This is a genomic window from Lichenicoccus sp., from assembly GCF_965277665.1.
Taxonomy (GTDB): Bacteria; Pseudomonadota; Alphaproteobacteria; order Acetobacterales; family Acetobacteraceae; genus Lichenicoccus.
Window position 1 is genome coordinate 1,358,823 of the sequence record NZ_OZ255835.1, and the last position, 19,516, is coordinate 1,378,338.

Below are 19,516 nucleotides of genomic sequence, written 5' to 3' on the forward strand. Positions count from 1 at the left end.
TCCCGAACAGGCCCCGCACGGGTTGTTGCCCGATCCACGGCTTTCATGACGGTCAATTCAGGTTCCGGAAAGGCCGCACCGCAGCCCGACCGGCAGGGTGCTGAAAAAGCAACGCCCGCTACCTGGCTCCGGCATCGACGTCCTCGCCGAGTTGCTCCGCCTCGGACGCCTCCGGATTGAGCGAAAAGACCAGCACGTAGCGCGTGCCGCCGCCTTCCCGCGTCCAGCCTTCCTGGACGTCGAGCTGCGCCCCGAGCTGGCGCGCGAAGCCGCGGATCAGCTGGATGCCAAGGCCGTCGCGTATCCCGGTCTCGGTCTCCACCCGGCCGGCCGGGATGCCGACGCCGTCATCCTCGATGGCAAGCCGGGCCCGCCCATTGGTGATCGGCGCCAGGCTGACCCGCACATGGCCGCTGCGGCCGTCGGGAAAGGCGTACTTCACCGCATTGCTGACCGCCTCGGTCACGACCAGGGACAACGGCACCGCCTGGTCGGTCGACATCGCGAGCTCCGGCGCCTCGATCTCGAGCCGGATCCGCCGTCCCTCGCGCTCGCCGATCGCCTGGAACAGCTGCCCGCACAGCTCGTGGAGGAAGGAGCGCATGTTGAGGGTCTGCAACTCGCCTTCGGAATACAGGTAGCGGTGCAGCGTCGCCAGCGCCCGGACCCGGTCGCGGGCCGAAGCGAATTCGGCGCGGGCCTCCGGCTGGCGGATGCGGTTGGCCTGCAGGTTGAGCAGCGACGCGATGATCTGCAGGTTGTTCTTCACCCGGTGGTGGATCTCCTTGATCAGCAGCGCCTGCTTGGTCTCCGCCTCCCGCAGGTCGTCCTCGTGACGCGCCAGGCTGCGTGTCGCCTGGGTGAAGGCATGCGACAATTCGTGCAGTTCCATCGGCATGTAGCGGATCTCGCGGGCCTGGTAGTCACCCGCGCGTCGCCAGTGCAGCACCGCGCCGGTCAACTCCTGCAGCGGCGTCACGACCAGCCGGTTGGCGCCGACCGCGACCGCGATCAGGCCTACGCCCAGCACCAGGACGATGCCGATGACCCGCATGATGAAGGTGCTGAGCGCCTGCGCTTCCTCGCGGGTCGGCTGGGTGATGGTGAGCACGTCGAGGTTGGTCGCCAGCCTGGTGATCGCGAGCGAGGTGCCATGCCATCCGACGGCGTCGCCGTGGCCGGCCTCGGCCCGGACCCGCATCGCGACCAGGTCGGGCGGCGCGGTCCAGCCGCAATCGATGCACAGGGGGACCGCGACCTGTGCCACCCCGAGGCCGCCGCCGAACAACCAGGCGCGCACCGGCCAATCGCGTTCGAGGAACCCCATCTGGTGAGCGCCGCCGAAGATCTCGTCGCGCGACCAGCCGACATGCGTCTCGGCGATCAGCGTCAGCGGACCCGCCTGGCCGCCGGGATGCGAGATCTGCATCGTGATGTCGCGCCCGCCACCCGGGGCGTCGCCGGCAAGGTCATATCCCGTCCGGCGTGCCGCCATCGTGTTCGCCTGCGGCGCCGGCCCGGCGACCGCGCCCGCTGCGCACATCCGGTGGCCGGCGGCATCGAACAGCACCAGCGCCGAATAGCGGCCATCCTGCGTCGCCAGGGCAACCCTGAGGGCGGCGCCACACTGCGACGGATCGTTCAGTTCGCCGAGGCGCGAGACGCCGGCGAGAAACCGGTTGCCTTGCTCGAGGTCCTGGCGCGCACGGTCCCGGAACAGCCGCTGCATCGCCTCGGCCCGCGCGTTGCTGTAGCCGGAGACGCTCTGGTAGCTGTGCCACGACACCAGGCCGCTGAGCAGCGCAAGCGGCACCGACGACAGCAGGATGACGGCGATCATCCGGGTACTGACGGTGCCGAGCAGGTTGCCGAGGAGCCGTCGCGTCGCCGGAACTGCACCAGCGGCCAAAGCGGAGCCGCGCCGGCGCGGTCCGACACTCTCCCCGGAGGCAATAACCATCAGCCCTGGTCGTCCTCGATGAGCCTCAGCAGGTCCTCCGGGATCGGCTCCCTCGCCACGTCGTCGAATAATTCATGCAGCCCCCGAGTGAGCCACTGGTCGAAGGCTGATGGTGGTTTCGGTTTCCCGCGCCGGACCGGCCTGTGCTCACCATCCTTGCCCTTGGTCATCGAGATGGATCAATCCTGGCTCTCAGCGCATCGCCGAACCAGTTTCTAGCGTCACAATCCTTGCGTGGTTCCACCCGGATCGGTGCGTCCGCCACAGGATGTGGCCGAACTGCACCGCTCGGCATCCCAGGTCAGGTACGGGCGGCGTCGAGCCCGCCGAGGCGGCCGGATTGCCTCAGACGGGCATCGACCTCGCGCGCAATCTGCGCCGCCCTGGCCGCCACCGCCCGGCCCTCGCTCTTGGCGGGCGTCTCGCCCATCAGCCAGCTCTCGAGCTGCCGGCGGGCGCGGAACACGCGGCTCTTGGCGGTGCCGACCGCGCAGCCCGTGGACTCCGCCAGCGCCTCGTAGCTCATGCCCTGCACCACGACCATGATCAGCGCCTCGCGCTGGTCGGCGGGCAAGCGGCCGATCGCCTTGCCCAGGTCCTTCAGGGCCAGACGGTCCTCGTGCGGCGCCTCCGTGGCGAACACCGATGACGGCACGTCGTCGATGTCGGTGGTGTCACGGCGCTTGCGCAGGTTGGAGATGAAGCGGTTGCGCAGGATGCGGTGCATCCAGGCGGCGAAGTTGGTGCCCGGAATGAAGCTCGCCTGGGCGGAGAGCGCGTTGCAGACGGCGTCCTGGACCAGGTCCTCGGCGGCGGCGCGGTTGCGCGTCAGGGCGAGGGCCTGGATCCGCAGCTTGGGGAGGATGGTGATGACCTGATCGTGGAAGCAGTTGGGCATGCTTTGTCTCCGGTTCTGGCCCATCAATGACCGGCATTTCGCGGCGGTTGCACGCGCCGCGCACGGTTTTATTCACGAAAAACGGAGCCTGCCGGGGATCGTCCGGGGCGCGGTTTTGCGTTCCGCTGTCACCGCGCTAGGTTCACTGCGGCAAGAGCGCCACACGAACGCCCCACCTCGCCACCGGAGAGGACCCCAGTGCCGACCCCGCCCATCGGCGACAGAGTTCAACCCTCCCCGGAGGCCGCCCGCGCGAGCTGGCTACGCGCACGCGAGACGCGCGCCTTCATCGTGCCGACGGGGACGCCGCAGATCGCGGCCGCCTCCTCGTGACTGAGCTCCTGTGCCCCGACGAGCACCAGAGCTTCGCGCAGCAGCGGCGGCAGCATGAACAGCATGCGCTGCAGGTCGGCGACTTCGGCGCGATGCGAGGCCGCCGGCGCGACGCTGTCCGGCGGCGGCATCCGGGCGCTCATCACCCGGCTCTCGCGCTGCCGCCGTCGTGCCAGTTCGTAGAACGCGTTGCGCTGGATGGTGAACAGCCAGGCCTTGAGATTGGTGTCGGGCTGGAACTGCGCCTGCGCCGCCAGGGCCCGGACCAGAGTGTCCTGCACCAGATCGTCGGCGGCACTGGCATCGCGCGTCAGGAACCGCGCGAAACCGCGCAGGTCCGGCAGCAGCGCCGAGATGTCGCGCTGGAATGCCCGGCCCCGGATGGCATCCCCGGCCTCGGCATGCTTGGTCCTGGTGTTTCCGGCCGCTGCGTTCCCGGTCTTTGCGTTCCCTGGCGCGGTGTCGCTCGATCCGACATCGTCCGCTCGCGTGCTACGCTGCAATCCCACACCATACCCTGCCCAGAAAGAGACGCCTGATGGCCACCACGCGGCGCGACGACTTGATCCGCGCTCTTCCCTATGCCCGACGTTATGCGCGTGCCCTGACCGGAAGCCAACCGCGCGGCGATCTGCTCGTCGCCGAGAGCCTGCGCGAGTTGCTGTCCGCACCCACCGACGACCGCACCGCGCGGCATGGCCTGTATAACTGGGTGACCCGGCGTTTCGAGCTCGGACTGGTCGATCCCGGCGCGGTCGAGGAAGGCCTGACCGCGCGCCAGCGGCAGTTGCTGCTGCTGACCTCGCTCGAGGAGGTGCCGCTCGAGGATGCGGCGCCGATCGTGGGGCTGGATGTCGCCGATGCCGGGGTCCAGCTCGCCGATGCCCGCGACCGCCTGCGCGCCTCGGCCGCGACGGACGTCCTCATCATCGAGGATGAGCCGATCATCGCCATGGATATCGAGGAGCTCGTGCTCGGCTGCGGCCACCGGGTGGTCGGCGTCGCCGCCACCGAGGCGGATGCCGTCAAGATCGCGCAGAAGACCCGGCCGGGGCTGATCCTGGCCGATATCAATCTCGGCCTCGGCGGCGACGGCACCTCCGCGGTCAGCCGCATCCTCAAGCACCACTACGCGCCGGTGATCTTCGTGACCGCCTACCCGGAGCGGCTGCTGACCGGCGAGACGGTCGAGCCGGCGTTCGTCATCACCAAGCCGTTCGAGCCGCTGACGCTGGCGATTGCGACCTACCAGGCCGTCACCGGCGGCATCAGCCTGAAATAGACGGCACGGCTGCCAGCCGCCGTCGCCAACGCCACCGGCTGGCTGCGAATGACGGCCCCGTAACGAGGGAACCGGCTTCCGCCACGGGACGTTCGCCACCAGCCAACCCGTGCCCCCCGCCGACCCGTGCCTCGGTCGGGCCGGCGATCCGGGTGGTCCGCCTGCTCGAGGCGGGACACGACGACAACACGATCCCGGCCTTGCGGCACCTCACCCCGGCCGGGCGTCAATAATCGGGACGCGCCATGGACTCGTTCGAGAAGACCAGCTCACGCGAGCCGATCCTGCGATCGCCGCCGCGCATTGCGCTGCTGCCAGGGTCCCCGCCGCCTCGCGATGCGGCCAGTTATGCGGGGGCCACGCACCTCCTGTTGCCCGACCTGCTGCAGGTCGGCGGCGACGCGGGTGTGCTCAGCAGCCCGAAGGCGGCATGGCAGGCCATCGCCGCGGCTGCAGTCGCGCTGACCGGCGGACGGGTCGCACCGCCGCTGCCGCTGCTCATCGACCTGGCACTCGACTGTGTTGCCGTCGATGGCGATGCGGCGCGCGACCGACCCGACCTATTCGAGCCGCCGGATCGCGGCCAGGTGCTCGATCCGCGCATCCTGCACACGCCGCATCTCGCACGCCCGGTCCTGCATGACGAAGCCGGCGCGCGGCGCCTGGGCACCTGGTGGGGCGAGGCCATCGCCAGCTGGGCCGAGGCGGGTGCCAGCGGCGTCAGGCTGCGCGGGCTCGCGAACCTGCCGCGCGGCACGCTGGCGCCGTTGCTTGCCGCCCTGCGCAGCGCCGCCGCCGCCGCGATCGTGATCGCGGACACCGCCGATGTCGCCTGGGAGGAGATCGCGACGCTCCAGGGCTGCGGTCTGGATGCCGTCACCTGCTCGCTCGCCTGGTGGAACTGGCAGGATCGCTGGTTCGGCGACGAGCTTGCGCTGCTGCGCCCGGTCGCACCGGCGGTGGCGCCGCTCCCACCGGACCAGGTGCCGCCCGGCCCGGCGCTCGAACGCGCCCTGGGCTACTGTCTCGGCAGCGGCCTCGGCTGGATCGCGGAGCCCGGTGCCGAAGCCCGCACCGCGGCCGGTGTGGCCGGTCGGATCGCGGCCGGTGCACCCGGCCGGCGTCTCACCTCGCCGGGGGAGCCGGTGCAGGCGATGCTGCGCGCCGATTCCGGGGATGCGCGCCGGGCCGGGGATGCGCGCTGGAGCGACAAGGCCGTCATCCTGCTGGTCAATGCCGCCATCGACCGGCCGGCCGGCATCGACCCGGCCGCCTTCCTGCCGGGTGTCGGGGGCGCCTTCGCGCCGTTTGCCGCCGAGGATGGCAGCACCCTGCTGCCGGGCCGGCGGGTGACCCTCGGCGCCGGCGAGAGCCGGGTGTTCGAGGCCGCCGCACTCGCAGCACCGCCGCACCCGGCGCTGGACGCCGCCGCCGCCGTCGCCGCGGCCGCATCGGCCAGGCTGGCGATCGAGGCGGTGACGCCGGCGGTCGATGGCGGCCTGTTCCCGGTCAAGCGGATCGCCGGCGAACTGGTCGAGGTCGAGGCCGACGTGATCGGCGACGGCCACGACATCCTGTCCGCCGCCCTGCAATGGCAGGCCCCGGGCGGTTCCGACTGGCAGGAGACGCGCATGCGCCTGCTGGGCAACGACCGCTGGACCGCGAGCTTCCCGCTGGCGGTGCGCGGCCTGCACCGCTACCGGGTCGTGGCATGGCGGGATCATTTCGCCACCTACCAACACGAGCTGGGCGCCAAGGCGGGCGCCGGCGTGCCGATTGCGCTCGAGCTGATCGAAGGCCGCGCGATGGTTCGCGCCGCGTCGACGCGTCCCGGCGCCGCCGCCGCTGCGCTGGTGGAGGCGCTGGGTCGGATCGATGCCGCCGCGCAAGTCTCCAAGACAGCCGGGGCCGGCGATGAGGCATCGCAGCGCGACCTGCTGCTCGCACCCGGGCTCGCCGACCTGATGGCGGTGGCCGACGACCGCCCGCACCTCGTCGCCTCGGCCGCGATCCCGGTCGATGCCGAGCGCACCGGGGCCGGGTTCGCCAGCTGGTACGAGGTGTTCCCGCGCTCGATGAGCGACGATCCGCACCGGCACGGCACCTTCCGCGATGTCGAACGCCACCTGCCGCGCATACGCGACATGGGCTTCGATGTGCTCTACTTCCCGCCGATCCATCCCATAGGCCGCGTCAACCGCAAGGGCCCGAACAACACGCTGACGCCCGGACCCGACGATGTCGGCAGCCCGTACGCCGTGGGCTCCGAGGAGGGCGGTCACGACGCGATCCATCCGGCGCTGGGAAGCCTTGCGGAGTTCCTGCACCTCCGCCACGCCGCGGAGGCGCACGGGCTCGAGCTCGCCGTCGACTTCGCCATCCAGTGTGCGCCCGACCATCCCTGGCTGCGCGAGCACCGCGACTGGTTCGCCTGGCGGCCGGACGGCAGCATCCGCTACGCCGAGAACCCGCCGAAGAAGTACCAGGACATCGTCAATGTCGATTTCTATGCCGACGGCGCGGTGCCGGACCTGTGGATCGGGCTGGCCAACGTCGTGCTGTACTGGTGCGAGCAGGGCATCCGGCTGTTCCGGGTCGACAACCCCCACACCAAGCCGTTCGCGTTCTGGCAGTGGATGATCGGCGAGGTGCGCGCGCGCTACCCGGACGCGGTGTTCCTGGCCGAGGCCTTCACCCGGCCCAAGGTGATGAACCGGCTGGCGAAGGTCGGCTTCGGCCAGTCCTATACCTACTTTACCTGGCGCAACAGCAAGGCGGAGCTGACCGAATACCTCACGCAGCTGTCGCAGCAGGCGCCGCGCGACTATTTCCGGCCGCATTTCTTCGTCAACACGCCCGACATCAACCCGGTCTTCCTGCAGCACAGCGGACGCACCGGGTTTCTGATCCGCGCCGCGCTGGCCGCCACCATGTCCGGGCTGTGGGGCGTCTATTGCGGCTTCGAGCTCTGCGAGGGCGCCGCCCTGCCGGGACGGGAGGAATATCTCGACAGCGAGAAATACCAGATCCGGACCTGGGACTGGCAGCGCCCCGGCAACATCGTGGGCGAGATCACCCGGCTGAACCGGATACGCGCCGAGAATCCGGCGCTGCGCTCGCATCTTTCGATCGCCTTTTTGCCGGCCGCCAACGACGCGGTGCTGTTCTACGAAAAGGCGACGCGCGACCGCAGCGACTGCGTGTTCTGCTTCGTCAGCCTCGATCCGCACAACACCCAGCAGGCCAGCGTCGAGCTGCCGCTGTGGAAGTGGGGCCTGCCGGACCAGGCGACCCTGCAGCTCGAGGACCTGATCGGCGGCGACCGTTTCCAGCTCACCGGCAAGTTCCACACCATCACGCTGACGCCGCAGCAGCCGTACTTGCTCTGGCGCGCGCAACCCGCTTCCTGAACCACCCCGATCCATCGCAGCACCCCGCGCAAGGCCGTTCCCGACTATGAGCATCGAAACCGCGCCACCTCCCGTCCAGCCTGCCGAGACCAACACCATCTCGCTGGCGCCGATCGCCGATCCGCTCTGGTTCAAGGATGCGATCATCTACCAGATCCACCTGAAGTCGTTCTTTGACGGCAACAACGACGGAGTCGGCGACTTTGCCGGGCTGCTGCAGAAGCTCGACTACATCGCAGAACTAGGCGTCACCGCGATCTGGATGCTGCCATTCTATCCCTCGCCGCGGCGCGACGACGGCTACGACATCTCGGACTATCGCGGCGTGCATCCCGAGTACGGCACGATCAGCGACCTGCGCACCTTCGTGGCCGCCGCCCACGAGCGCGGCCTGCGTGTCATCACCGAGCTGGTCATCAACCACACCTCGGACCAGCATTCCTGGTTCCAGCGCGCGCGGCGCGCGCCGGCCGGCTCGCCCGAGCGCGATTTCTATGTCTGGTCGGACACCGACGAGAAGTACGACGGCACCCGGATCATCTTCATCGACACCGAGAAGTCGAACTGGACCTGGGACGAGGAGGCCCGCGCCTATTACTGGCACCGCTTCTACAGCCACCAGCCGGACCTCAACTTCGACAACCCGAAGGTGCTCGACGAGGTGCTCTCGGTGATGCGGTTCTGGCTCGATCTCGGCGTCGACGGGCTGCGGCTCGACGCGGTGCCCTACCTGGTCGAGCGCGAGGGGACCAACAACGAGAACCTCCCCGAGACGCACGCGATCATCAAGAAGATACGCACCGAGATCGACAGCTACGCGCCGGGCCGGATGCTGCTGGCGGAAGCCAACCAGTGGCCAGAGGACGCGCAGGTCTATTTCGGCGATGGCGACGAATGCCACATGTCGTTCCATTTCCCGCTGATGCCGCGGATGTACATGGCGATCGCGCGCGAGGACCGCTTCCCGATCACCGACATCATGCGCCAGACCCCGGAGATCCCTCCGACCTGCCAGTGGGCGGTGTTCCTGCGCAACCATGACGAGCTGACGCTGGAGATGGTGACCTCCTCGGAGCGGGACTATCTCTGGGAGACCTATGCCAGCGACAAGCGGGCGCGGATCAATCTCGGCATCAGGCGCCGGCTGTCGCCGCTGATGCAGCGCGACCGGCGGCGGATCGAGCTGATGAACGGGCTGCTGCTGTCGATGCCGGGCACGCCGGTGATCTACTATGGCGACGAGATCGGCATGGGCGACAACATCTATCTCGGCGACCGCGACGGCGTGCGCACGCCGATGCAGTGGTCGGTCGATCGCAATGGCGGCTTCTCGCGCGCCGATCCGGCGGGCCTCGTGCTGCCGCCGATCATGGACCCGATCTACGGCTTCCAGGCGGTGAATGTGGAGGCGCAGACCGGCGATCCGCATTCCATGCTGAACTGGACCCGCCGCATGCTGACGGTGCGCAAGACGCACCAGGCGTTCGGACGCGGCACCCAGCGCTTCCTGTATCCCGGCAACCGCAAGGTGCTCGCCTACCTGCGCGAGTATGCCGGCGAGGATGGCAGCGACGAGACCATCCTGTGCGTGAGCAATCTCTCGCGCGCGGCGCAGGCGGTCGAGCTCGACCTTGTGGAATTCGCCGGACGGGTTCCGGTCGACATCGTCGGCGGCTCGGCATTCCCGCCGGTCGGCCAGCTCACCTACCTGCTGACGCTGCCGCCATACGGCTTCTACTGGTTCCTGCTGGCCTCAGAGCGGGCGCTGCCGTCGTGGCACACGCCGGCGCCGACGCCGCTGCCGGAATTCTCGACCATCGTGGTCCGAAACGATCTCAGCGAGCTCGGCGCACCGGCGGCGCGCCACCTGCTCGAGCGCGAGGTGCTGCCCGAGTACTTGCCCAAGCGGCGCTGGTTTTCCTCGAAGTCGGAGCGGCTCGCCGGCGTGCGCTTCGCCTATCTGGCGGCGCTGCAGCCGGGGCGCGACAACCGCTCGCTGCTCACCGAGATCGAGGTCAGGATCGGCGACCGCACCGAGCGCTACTGCCTGCCGCTCGGCGTGGTCGACGAGGCGACCTGCATTCCGCTCGCGGCCCAGCTCGCGCTGAGCCGTGTCCGCCGTGGCGCGCTGGTCGGCTTCATCACCGACGGCTTCACCACCGATGACTTCACCCGCTCGACACTGGCCTTGATCCGCGACGATGCGGTGCTGCGCATCGAAGGCGGCGCGGTGCATTTCAGCCGCACCGACCGGTTCGCCGACATCGAGCTGCCGCAGACGCTGTCGATCCGCCGGCTGTCGGCCGAACAGTCCAACAGTTCGCAGATCATCGATGACCTGCTCGTGCTCAAGATCGTGCGCAAGGTCGTGGCCGGGGTGCATCCGGAGGCCGAGATCAGCCGCTACCTGACCGAGCACGGCTACGCCAACACGCCGCCGCTCTATGGCGAGGTCACCCGCATCGATGATGACGGCACGCCCAACACCCTGGTCCTGGTGCAGGGTTTCGTGCGCAACCAGGGCGATGGCTGGGGCTGGACGCTCGACTTCCTGGCACGCGCCGCCGACGACAGCATCTCGGCGGCCGACGATCCGGCGCACGAGGATGCGTATGCGAACTACGCGAGCTTCGCGTCCGCCCTCGGCCGCCGGCTGGCGCAGCTGCACGAGGTGTTCGCAGCCCCCACCGACGATCCGGCCTTCAGGCCGGAGGTGGTGAACGAGGCCGACCTGCACGAATGGGCCAGCGGCACCATGGAGCAGGTCGACGGCGCCATCGCCTCGCTGCGGGGTGCCGTCGGCCGCGGCGACCTCGATGCCGACACGACCGCGCTCGCCCATCGCCTGATCGACCGGCGCGACGCCATCGAGACGCTGGTGCGCGGCCTCGCCGCCCGCGGTGGCGGCAGCCTGCGCACCCGGGTGCATGGCGACTTCCACCTCGGACAGGTGCTGGTGGTCGGCGGCGATGCCTACCTGATCGACTTCGAGGGCGAGCCGGCGAAGTCGATGGAGCAGCGCCGCGCGCACTCGTCGCCGCTGCGCGATGTCGCCGGCATGCTGCGGTCGTTCGACTATGCCGGGGCGACCGCCTCGTCGCGCCTCGAAAGCGGCACCGAGGTCACCAACGAGCGCTATGCGCGCCTGCTGGACCGGTTCCGACGCAATGCCGGCAACGACTTCCTCGGCGCCTACCGGGAGGTCCTGGAGGCGACGCCGGACCGCTGGGTGACGCGTGACGCCGAGGCCGCGATCCTCGACATGTTCCTGCTGGAAAAGGCCGCCTACGAGATACGCTACGAAGCCGACAACAGGCCGCTCTGGATCACGATCCCTCTCGCGGGCTTCGATCGGATCGCAACCCGGCTGCTGGAGAATGGTTCGAACCATCATGGCTGAGCACATCGCGCACCTCGGTGCGACATCTCACACGCAATCCGGTGCGACCCCCGCCCCGCATTTGCCCAATCCCGGCGCCATCGACAGCTTCGTCAGGGCCCGGCACGGCGACCCGTTCTCGCTGCTCGGGCCGCACGGTTCTGCGGGCGGCGCCCCCGGGAATGCCATCGTGCGGGCCTTCCTGCCGGACGCGAACCGCGTGCAGGTGGTCGACCGGGTCAGCGGGGCGGTGCTCGGCGACCTGACCCGGATCCATCCGGACGGCCTGTGGTCCGGCCCGGTGACCTCGGCGCAGCCCTACCTGCTGCGCGCGCATGTCGCCGACGGGGCCGGCGGCGAAACGGCGGTCGAGACCGAGGACCCGTACAGCTTCGGCCTGCTGCTGGGCGAACTCGACATCTACCTGATCTCCGAGGGCCGGCATCGCGACCTGGGCAGCATCCTCGGGGCGCACGTGGTGGAGGTCGACGGCGTACGCGGCACCCGGTTCGCGGTCTGGGCACCGAATGCGCAGCGGGTCTCGGTGGTGGGCTCGTTCAACCGCTGGGATGGCCGTCGCCATCCGATGCGCCTGCGCCAGTCGGCCGGCGTCTGGGAACTCTTCGTGCCGCGCGTCGGCGCCGGTGCGCTCTACAAGTACGAGCTGGTCGGGGCGCACGGCGACGTGCTGCCGTGGCGGGCCGATCCGGTGGCCTGGGCGACGGAGGTGCCGCCGCAGACCGCGTCGCGCGTCGATGACCCCCATTTCGTCTGGACCGACGAGACATGGATGGGCGAACGCGCGGCCCGGCAGGCGCCGGACGCGCCGATGTCGATCTACGAGATGCATGCGATGTCCTGGCTGCCGCACGGCCCGGACGCTCCAGGGGGCGGCTATCCGAGCTGGGACACGCTCGGCGACCGGCTGATCCCGTACCTGACCGAGCTCGGCTTCACCCATGTCGAGCTCATGCCGATCATGGAGCATCCGTTCGGCGGCTCGTGGGGCTACCAGACGGTGAGCCAGTTCGCGCCCACCGCGCGGCTCGGCTCGCCGGAGCAGTTCGCCCGCTTCGTCGATCGCTGCCACGCGGCCAAGCTCGGCGTGCTGCTCGACTGGGTGCCGGCGCATTTCCCGACCGACAGCCACGGCCTCGCCCGCTTCGACGGCACGCCGCTCTACGAGCATGGCGACCCGTTCGAGGGCTACCACCAGGACTGGAATACCTACATCTACAATCTCGGCCGCAACGAGGTGCGCGGCTTCATGATCGCCAGCGGCCTGTTCTGGCTGCGGCATTTCCATGTGGACGGGCTGCGCGTCGATGCAGTGGCATCGATGCTGTATCGCGACTATTCGCGCAAGCAGGGCGAGTGGGTGCCGAACCAGTACGGCGGCCGCGAGAACCTGGAATCGATCGCCTTCCTGCAGGATCTGAGCCGTGTGGTGCACCAGGACGCGCCGGGTGCGATCCTGATCGCCGAGGAGAGCACCTCGTTCCCGAACGTGAGCCGTCCCGCCGACGAAGGCGGCCTAGGTTTCGACTACAAGTGGAACATGGGGTGGATGCACGACACCCTGCACTATATCGAGGAGGAGGCGGTGCATCGACGCTGGCACCACGGCGAGATCTCCTTCGGCCTGGTCTATGCCTTTTCCGAGAAGTTCGTGCTGCCGATCTCGCACGACGAGGTGGTGTACGGCAAAGGCTCGATGATCGCCAAGATGCCGGGTGACTGGTGGCAGCGCTTCGCCAACCTGCGTGCGTATTACGGGTTCATGTGGACGCATCCCGGCAAGAAGCTGCTGTTCATGGGCAGCGAGATCGCGCAGGAGGGCGAGTGGAACCACGATGCCGGCCTGTCCTGGGGGCAACTCGACAACCCGATGTCTCGCGGCGTGCAGCTGCTGGTCGGTGACCTCAACCGGCTCTACGTCAACCTGCCGGCCTTGCACGCGCGCGATTGCGACCATGACGGGTTCCGCTGGGTGGTGCTGCATGATGCCGACCAGAGCGTCTATGCCTGGCTGCGCTTCGGCCATTGGGGGCAGCCGCCGGTGCTGGTGATCTGCAACTTCACCCCGGTGCCGCGCCACGACTACCAGCTCGGCGTGTCGCAGACCGGGCACTGGCAGGAGGTCCTGAACACGGACAGCGCGCGCTACGGCGGCTCCAACGTCGGCAACGGCGGCGGCGTCGAGGCGCATGCGGGCTCCTCGCATGGACAGCCGGCGTGGCTCAAGGTCACTCTGCCGCCACTCGCGACGATCATCCTGACACCGGCCTAAGGGCGGTTGGAGCCTGCACAGCGTATGGACGAGCCGCGTATGGAGGATGGGGCCGATGCGGAGCTGAAGCATCTCTGCGCACAGGCCGGGGTCGCCACGCAGTGGCACGACATCTTCGGCAAGACCCATCAGGTCGCGGTCGAGGATCTGCGTCTGATCCTGGCCGCCATCGGGCTCGGCATCGAGGACGGCAGCAGCGTCGCCGAGCGGATCGAACAACTCGGATGCGAGTTGCGCGAGCTGCCGCCGCTGATCACCGCCGTGAGCGGCGAGCGCATCAGCCTGCCGCTGGAGGCCTGCACCTATCGCCTGACGCTCGAGACCGGTGAGACGCTGGCCGGGCGCCTGGAGCCTGACCTCATCCTCGGCAGCAGCATGGACGCCCCCGCAACGCAGGGCTACCACCGGCTCGAACTGCCGGGTCGCTCGATCTGCCTGGCGGTGGCACCCGACCGCTGCTTCTCGGTCTCGGATGCGCTCGGACGCGAGAATGCCCGGGCGTGCGACATCCGGGCCTGGGGCATCGCCCTGCAGCTCTACTCGCTGCGCCGGCCGGGCGATGGCGGCGTCGGCGACTACGCCGCCCTGGCGGGCTTCGCGCGCGAAAGTGCCGCGCAGGGCGCGCATGCCCTGGCGATCAGCCCGGTTCATGCGCAGTTCTCTGCCGATCCCGACCGGTTCAGCCCCTACGCGCCGTCGAGCCGCATCATGCTGAACGTTCTGCATATCGCAGCCGACGATCCGGGTGCCGAGGCGCGTCGCCTGGAACCCCTGGAGCTGGTGGACTGGCCGGATGTGGCGCGCGACCGTCTGGCCCGACTGCGCCGGAGCTACGCAGCGGGAGCCCGCGACGAGGCCGGGTTCGCCGCCTGGCGCGAGCAGGCCGGCGAGGCGCTGGAAGCCCATGCGTTGTTCGAGGCGCTGCATGCCGAGATCTGGGGCCGCGACCGCTTGCTCTGGCACTGGCGGGACTGGCCGGCGGAGTTCGCCTCGCTGGACGCGCCCGGGATCGCCGGCTTTCGCGCGACATATGCCGACGAGATCGGCTTCCATGCCTGGCTGCAGTACCGCGCCGATCGCGAACTTGCGGCAGCCCAACAGGCGGCGGTCGAAGGCGGCATGGCGATCGGGCTGATCTCCGACCTCGCCGTCGGCACGGATTCAGGCGGCAGCCATTGCTGGAGCCGGCAGGGCGAGACGCTGCGCGGCCTCACCGTGGGAGCACCCCCCGACCTGCTGCAGATCAAGGGGCAGAACTGGGGCATCACCGCATTCTCCGCGCGCGGGCTGCGGCAGAACGGCTATCGCGGCTTCATCGAGATGCTGCGCGGCGCGATGCGGCACGCGGGTGGCGTTCGCATCGACCACGGCATGGGGATCGCCCGGCTGTGGGTGATCCCCGAGGGCAGGACCGCCGACCATGGCAGCTACCTTGCCTTCCCGGAGCAGGATTTGCGTCGGCTGATCGCGCTCGAGAGCCAGCGCAACCGCGCGATCGTGCTGGCCGAGGATCTGGGCACGGTGCCCGAAGGCTTCCAGGCGCGCCTGCAGGGCTGCGGCATCGACGGCATGCGCATCCTGATGTTCGAACGCGACGAGCACGGCTTCACCGCGCCGCGACACTGGACCCGCCAGGCCACTGCCATGACCAGCACGCATGACCTGCCGCCGGTGGCGGGCTGGTGGGCCGGCCATGACATCGAGGAGCGCGCCCGGCTGCTCGGCACTGACGCCGACACGCTCGCGCACGAGCGTCGCACGCGCGACGTCGAGCGCGGGCAGATCTGGCGGGCGATGCGCGACAGCGGCGCGGCGGATCTCGACCAGCCGGCGCCCGGTCAGGCCGCCGCCTTCGCGGATGCGGCCATTGCGCATGTCGGACGCTCGGCCTGCGAGATCGTGATGATCCCGGTGGAGGACGTCCTCGCCTTGCCGGACCAGCCGAACATGCCCGGGACGCTCGACGAGCATCCGAACTGGCGCCGCCGGCTCGCGCATCCGGTGGGCGCGGTGCTCGCGTCGCCGGAGGTGCGGGCCCGCCTCGCCGCACTGGACGGCGCGCGGAATGCGGGTCGCCCGGCGCGGACGTGAACCGCGCGTCTGCGCAATTTTTTGGTAGCGACGTGCTTTCGACGTGAACCGCGCCTACATGATGGCGACGTTCCGGGGCACGCGCCGGGATACCGGGTGACAAGCAGCCGGTGTCGTGGGGGCGCGGAGTGGGGGGTCGCGGATGAGCAGGCTGGTGGTGATCTCGAACCGGGTCTCGATCCCGACCGGCAGCTCCAAGGCCGGCGGCCTCGCGGTCGCATTGAATGCGCTGATGGAGCGCCAGGGGGGTCTGTGGTTCGGCTGGAGCGGCAACGCCGGTGCCGAGGCGGCGTCGGTCACGCAGCCGCATCTCGTGCAGCACGACAATGTCGAATACGCCACAATCGACCTGACGCCGGACGAACTCGAGCTCTATTACAACCGCTTCTCCAACGCGACGCTGTGGCCGCTGCTGCACTCGCTGCCGGAGCAGATGCATTTCGACCGCCGCAGCCTGCAGGCCTATCGGGCGGTCAACGAGCGTTTCGCCGACATGCTGGTGCCGATGCTGCGGCCGGGCGACACCATCTGGATCCATGACTACCACCTGCTGGCCCTGGCCGCCGCGATGCGCAGCCGCAACGTGACCGCGCCGATCGGCTTCTTCCTGCACACGCCGTTTCCGTCGCCGGACATGCTGGGCAGCATCCCCGAGGCGGCCTTGTTCATCCGCGACCTGCTGGCGGCCGACCTGCTCGGCTTCCAGACCTCGAACGACGCGGAGAATTTCGCGGCGTCCGCGCAGCGCATCGCGGGTGCGGCGCGCATGGCCGGGGGCGGCCTGCAGCTCGGCAACCGGCAGATCAGGGTCGGCGTGTTCCCGGTCGAGATCGAACCCGGCGAGTTCGCGCAGATGGCCGAGCAGGCTTTCGCCTCGCCCGAGACACAGCGCCTGCATCGCAGCCTGGACGGGCAGTGCCTGATCCTGGGGGTGGACCGCATGGACCCGACCAAGGGGCTGCGGCACCGGCTGTCCGGGTTCCGCCGCCTGCTCGAGACGCGTCCGCAATGGCACCGCCACGCCACCTTCCTGCAGATCGCCGCCGAGAGCCGGCAGGATGTCGGGGCCTACCAGGATCTGCGCGAAGATCTCGAACGCGAGGCCGGCGCGATCAACTCGACCTACAGCGACCCCGACTGGACGCCGCTGCGGCTGATGGCCCGCGGCGGCACCCGTGAAGCCATCTCGGGCTACATGCGCGAGGCCCGCATCTGCCTGGTGACGCCGCTGCGCGACGGCATGAACCTGGTCGCCAAGGAATACATCGCCGCCCAGGACCCGGAAAACCCGGGCGTGCTGGTGCTGTCCAAGTTCGCCGGCGCGGCGCGCCAGCTCGGTGCCGCGATCCTGGTCAACCCGGTCGATCCGGACGAGATCGCGGACGCGCTGGACAGCGCGCTGCGCATGAGTCGGCCGGAGCGGCAGGATCGCTGGAATGCCTGCTGGGAGGCGATCAGGGACACCTCCGCGCTGGCGTGGGGCCGTTCGTTCGTCTCGGTGCTCGGCCGCATCGGCGAGGAGGGCCAGACCGCGCCGCGGCCGGACCGCGACGCCTCCGCCTATACGCCACGCCGGATCGGCCAGCATGCGGACGGCCGGGCCGCCGATATCAGGCTGGTCTCGCCCGCTCCGCCCTCACGCAGCGCCGGCTGAAACTTCGCTCATCTTCCAGGCGGGGCTTCCGGCCGCCATTGAAGTGAGCCCGCCGCCGCGCCAGAACAGGCGCATGGCGCCACCCCTGCTGCTGCTCTCCGACATCGTCCTCACCCTCGGCGGCAGACCGCTGCTGGATGGCGCCGGCTTTGCGGTCTCGCCGGGCGAGCGGATCTGCCTGGTCGGCCGCAACGGCTCGGGCAAGTCGACGCTGCTCAAGATCGCCGACGGCAGCCTGCTGCCCGACAGCGGCACAAGGTTTCTCCAGCCCGGCAGCACCATCGCGACGCTGCCGCAGGAACCCGACTTGTCGGGCTACGCCACCACGCTGGACTATGCGCGCGAAGCCCTCCCGCCCGACGATCCCGGCTACCGCGCCACCGCGCTGCTCGACGAGCTCGGGCTCACCGGGACCGAGGATCCGCGCCACCTCTCCGGCGGCGAGCTGCGGCGCTGCGCGCTCGCCCGCACGCTCGCACCCGAGCCGGATGTGCTGCTGCTCGACGAGCCGACCAACCATCTCGACATGCCGACCATCGCCTGGCTGGAGCGCGAGCTGGCCTCGCTACGGTCCGCGATCGTGCTGATCAGCCATGACCGGCGCATGCTGGAGACGTTGTCGCGCAGCGTGGTGTGGCTGGATCGCGGCGTTACCCGCCGGCTCGACCAGGGGTTTGCGCAATTCGAGGCCTGGCGCGAGGAGGTGCTGGCGCAGGAGGAGCGCGACGGCCACAAGCTCGACCGCCAGATCGCGCGCGAGGAGGACTGGATGCGCTACGGCGTCACCGCCCGGCGCAAGCGCAATGTGCGCCGGGTCGGCGAGCTTGCTGCTCTTCGAGCGGAACGTCGCGATGCGATCAGGGCGCCCGGCGGATTGCGGCTCGAGGCCAGGTCAGCCGACCTGTCGGGCAAGCTGGTGGCGATGGCCGAGGGGGTCTGCAAGTCGTTCGACGGGCGCGCCATCGTGCGCGACCTCGATCTGCGCGTGATCCGCCGCGACCGGCTCGGCATCGCCGGCGCCAACGGCGCCGGCAAGACCACGCTGCTGCGCCTGCTGACCGGGCTGGAGACGCCGGACGCCGGACGCATCGCCATCGGCACCGCGCTCTCGGTGGTCACCCTCGACCAGCAGCGCCGCAGCCTGGACCCGGATGCCACGCTGTCGGACACGCTGACCGGCGGAGGCGGCGACATGGTGCAGGTCGGCGCCGAGAAGCAGCACGTGATCGGCTACATGAAGCAGTTCCTGTTCCGCCCGGAGCAGGCGCGCACCCGCGTCGGCGTGCTATCAGGCGGCGAGCGCGGCCGGCTGATGCTGGCCTGCGCGCTGGCCAAGCCGTCCAACCTGCTGGTGCTCGACGAGCCGACCAACGATCTCGATCTCGAGACGCTCGACCTGCTGCAGGAGATGCTGGACGGCTATCCCGGCACCGTGCTGCTGGTCAGCCACGACCGCGACTTCCTCGACCGGGTCGCGACCTCGATCGTGGCCGCGGAAGGTGGTGCGCGCTGGATCGAATATGCCGGCGGCTACAGCGACATGCTGGCGCAAGGTGGACGCATCGCCGGCGGCGCACTCGACCGCACCGGCGCGGGGTCGGCGCTGGTGCGCGAGCCGGCTGCATCCGCCGCTGGCACGGCGGCGCGGAAACTGTCCTTCAAGGACAAGCACGCGCTCGAACAGTTGCCGGGCAAGATCGCGGCGCTTGAGAGCGAGATCGTGCGCCTGCGCCATCTGCTGACCGATCCCGGCCTGTACAACCGCGACCCCCAGGCGTTCACGGCGGCCACCGATGCCCTAGACCGCGAGGAAGCGGCGCTGCGCGCGGCGGAGGAACGCTGGCTCGAACTCGAAGTGCTGCGCGAGCAGCTCGCATCCTGAAGAGGACTGCCCGATGACGACATCCCTCGCCGACCGCCCGTGCGTGGCCTGCCGAAAGGGCACGCCGAAACTCGACCCGGACGCGATCGCAGCCCTGCTGCCGCAGGTGCCGGGCTGGCAACTGCTGCACGAGCCCGACCGGGTCGAACGGGAGTGGAAATTCCCCGATTTCGCGGAAGCGTTCGCGCTGGTGGACCGCATCGCTGAATTGGCAGAGGCCGCCGATCATCATCCCGATATCGGGTTCGGCTGGGGCTATGTCCGGGTGTCGCTGCACACGCATGCGGCGGGAGGACTGCATGAGAACGACTTCATCCTGGCCGCCCGGATCGGATAG

General features: G+C 69.7%; 12 protein-coding genes. 8 read left to right on the forward strand and 4 right to left on the reverse strand.

Annotation, left to right across the window (positions count from 1 at the left end; translation table 11 throughout):
* Window positions 1-118: 118 nt before the first annotated feature.
* The 4 genes from ACQY4O_RS06140 to ACQY4O_RS06155 form a co-directional block, all read right to left on the reverse strand.
* Window positions 119-1,960: a sensor histidine kinase gene (locus ACQY4O_RS06140; RefSeq protein WP_428375326.1), complete on the reverse strand. Its 1,842-nt coding sequence runs from the start codon at window positions 1,958-1,960 to the stop codon at window positions 119-121.
* On the reverse strand, window positions 1,960-2,130 hold the full coding sequence (locus tag ACQY4O_RS06145; RefSeq protein ID WP_428375327.1) for a NepR family anti-sigma factor: 171 nt from the start codon (window positions 2,128-2,130) through the stop codon (window positions 1,960-1,962). Before ACQY4O_RS06145 ends, ACQY4O_RS06140 begins: the two co-directional genes overlap by 1 nt.
* 131 nt (window positions 2,131-2,261) lie before the next feature.
* On the reverse strand, window positions 2,262-2,858 hold the full coding sequence (locus ACQY4O_RS06150; RefSeq protein WP_428375328.1) for a sigma-70 family RNA polymerase sigma factor: 597 nt from the start codon (window positions 2,856-2,858) through the stop codon (window positions 2,262-2,264).
* A 227-nt stretch (window positions 2,859-3,085) separates the two neighbouring features.
* Window positions 3,086-3,547 (reverse strand): sigma-70 family RNA polymerase sigma factor, encoded by a 462-nt coding sequence (locus ACQY4O_RS06155; RefSeq protein WP_428378119.1) that lies wholly within the window; start codon window positions 3,545-3,547, stop codon window positions 3,086-3,088.
* Between the two features lie 182 nt (window positions 3,548-3,729).
* Between ACQY4O_RS06155 and ACQY4O_RS06160 the strand changes: the two genes are divergently transcribed.
* From ACQY4O_RS06160 to ACQY4O_RS06195, 8 genes are all read left to right on the forward strand, one after another.
* Window positions 3,730-4,473: a response regulator gene (locus tag ACQY4O_RS06160; protein ID WP_428375329.1), complete on the forward strand. Its 744-nt coding sequence runs from the start codon at window positions 3,730-3,732 to the stop codon at window positions 4,471-4,473.
* A 245-nt stretch (window positions 4,474-4,718) separates the two neighbouring features.
* Complete coding sequence (locus ACQY4O_RS06165) at window positions 4,719-7,883, forward strand: alpha-1,4-glucan--maltose-1-phosphate maltosyltransferase (RefSeq protein ID WP_428375330.1); 3,165 nt, start codon at window positions 4,719-4,721, stop codon at window positions 7,881-7,883.
* A 46-nt stretch (window positions 7,884-7,929) separates the two neighbouring features.
* Entirely contained in the window at window positions 7,930-11,283 is a 3,354-nt protein-coding gene (gene treS, locus ACQY4O_RS06170; protein ID WP_428375331.1) for a maltose alpha-D-glucosyltransferase, read from the forward strand.
* Window positions 11,276-13,552, forward strand: a complete 2,277-nt coding sequence (gene glgB, locus ACQY4O_RS06175) for a 1,4-alpha-glucan branching protein GlgB (protein WP_428375332.1) — start codon at window positions 11,276-11,278, stop codon at window positions 13,550-13,552. Before treS ends, glgB begins: the two co-directional genes overlap by 8 nt.
* A gap of 24 nt (window positions 13,553-13,576) precedes the next feature.
* A complete protein-coding gene (gene malQ / locus ACQY4O_RS06180; RefSeq protein WP_428375333.1) occupies window positions 13,577-15,643 on the forward strand; it encodes a 4-alpha-glucanotransferase in 2,067 nt (688 codons plus the stop codon).
* Between the two features lie 142 nt (window positions 15,644-15,785).
* Window positions 15,786-17,297, forward strand: a complete 1,512-nt coding sequence (locus ACQY4O_RS06185) for an alpha,alpha-trehalose-phosphate synthase (UDP-forming) (protein ID WP_428375334.1) — start codon at window positions 15,786-15,788, stop codon at window positions 17,295-17,297.
* 73 nt (window positions 17,298-17,370) lie between these two features.
* Complete coding sequence (locus ACQY4O_RS06190; RefSeq protein ID WP_428375335.1) at window positions 17,371-19,179, forward strand: ABC-F family ATP-binding cassette domain-containing protein; 1,809 nt, start codon at window positions 17,371-17,373, stop codon at window positions 19,177-19,179.
* A 13-nt stretch (window positions 19,180-19,192) separates the two neighbouring features.
* Complete coding sequence (locus ACQY4O_RS06195; protein ID WP_428375336.1) at window positions 19,193-19,516, forward strand: 4a-hydroxytetrahydrobiopterin dehydratase; 324 nt, start codon at window positions 19,193-19,195, stop codon at window positions 19,514-19,516.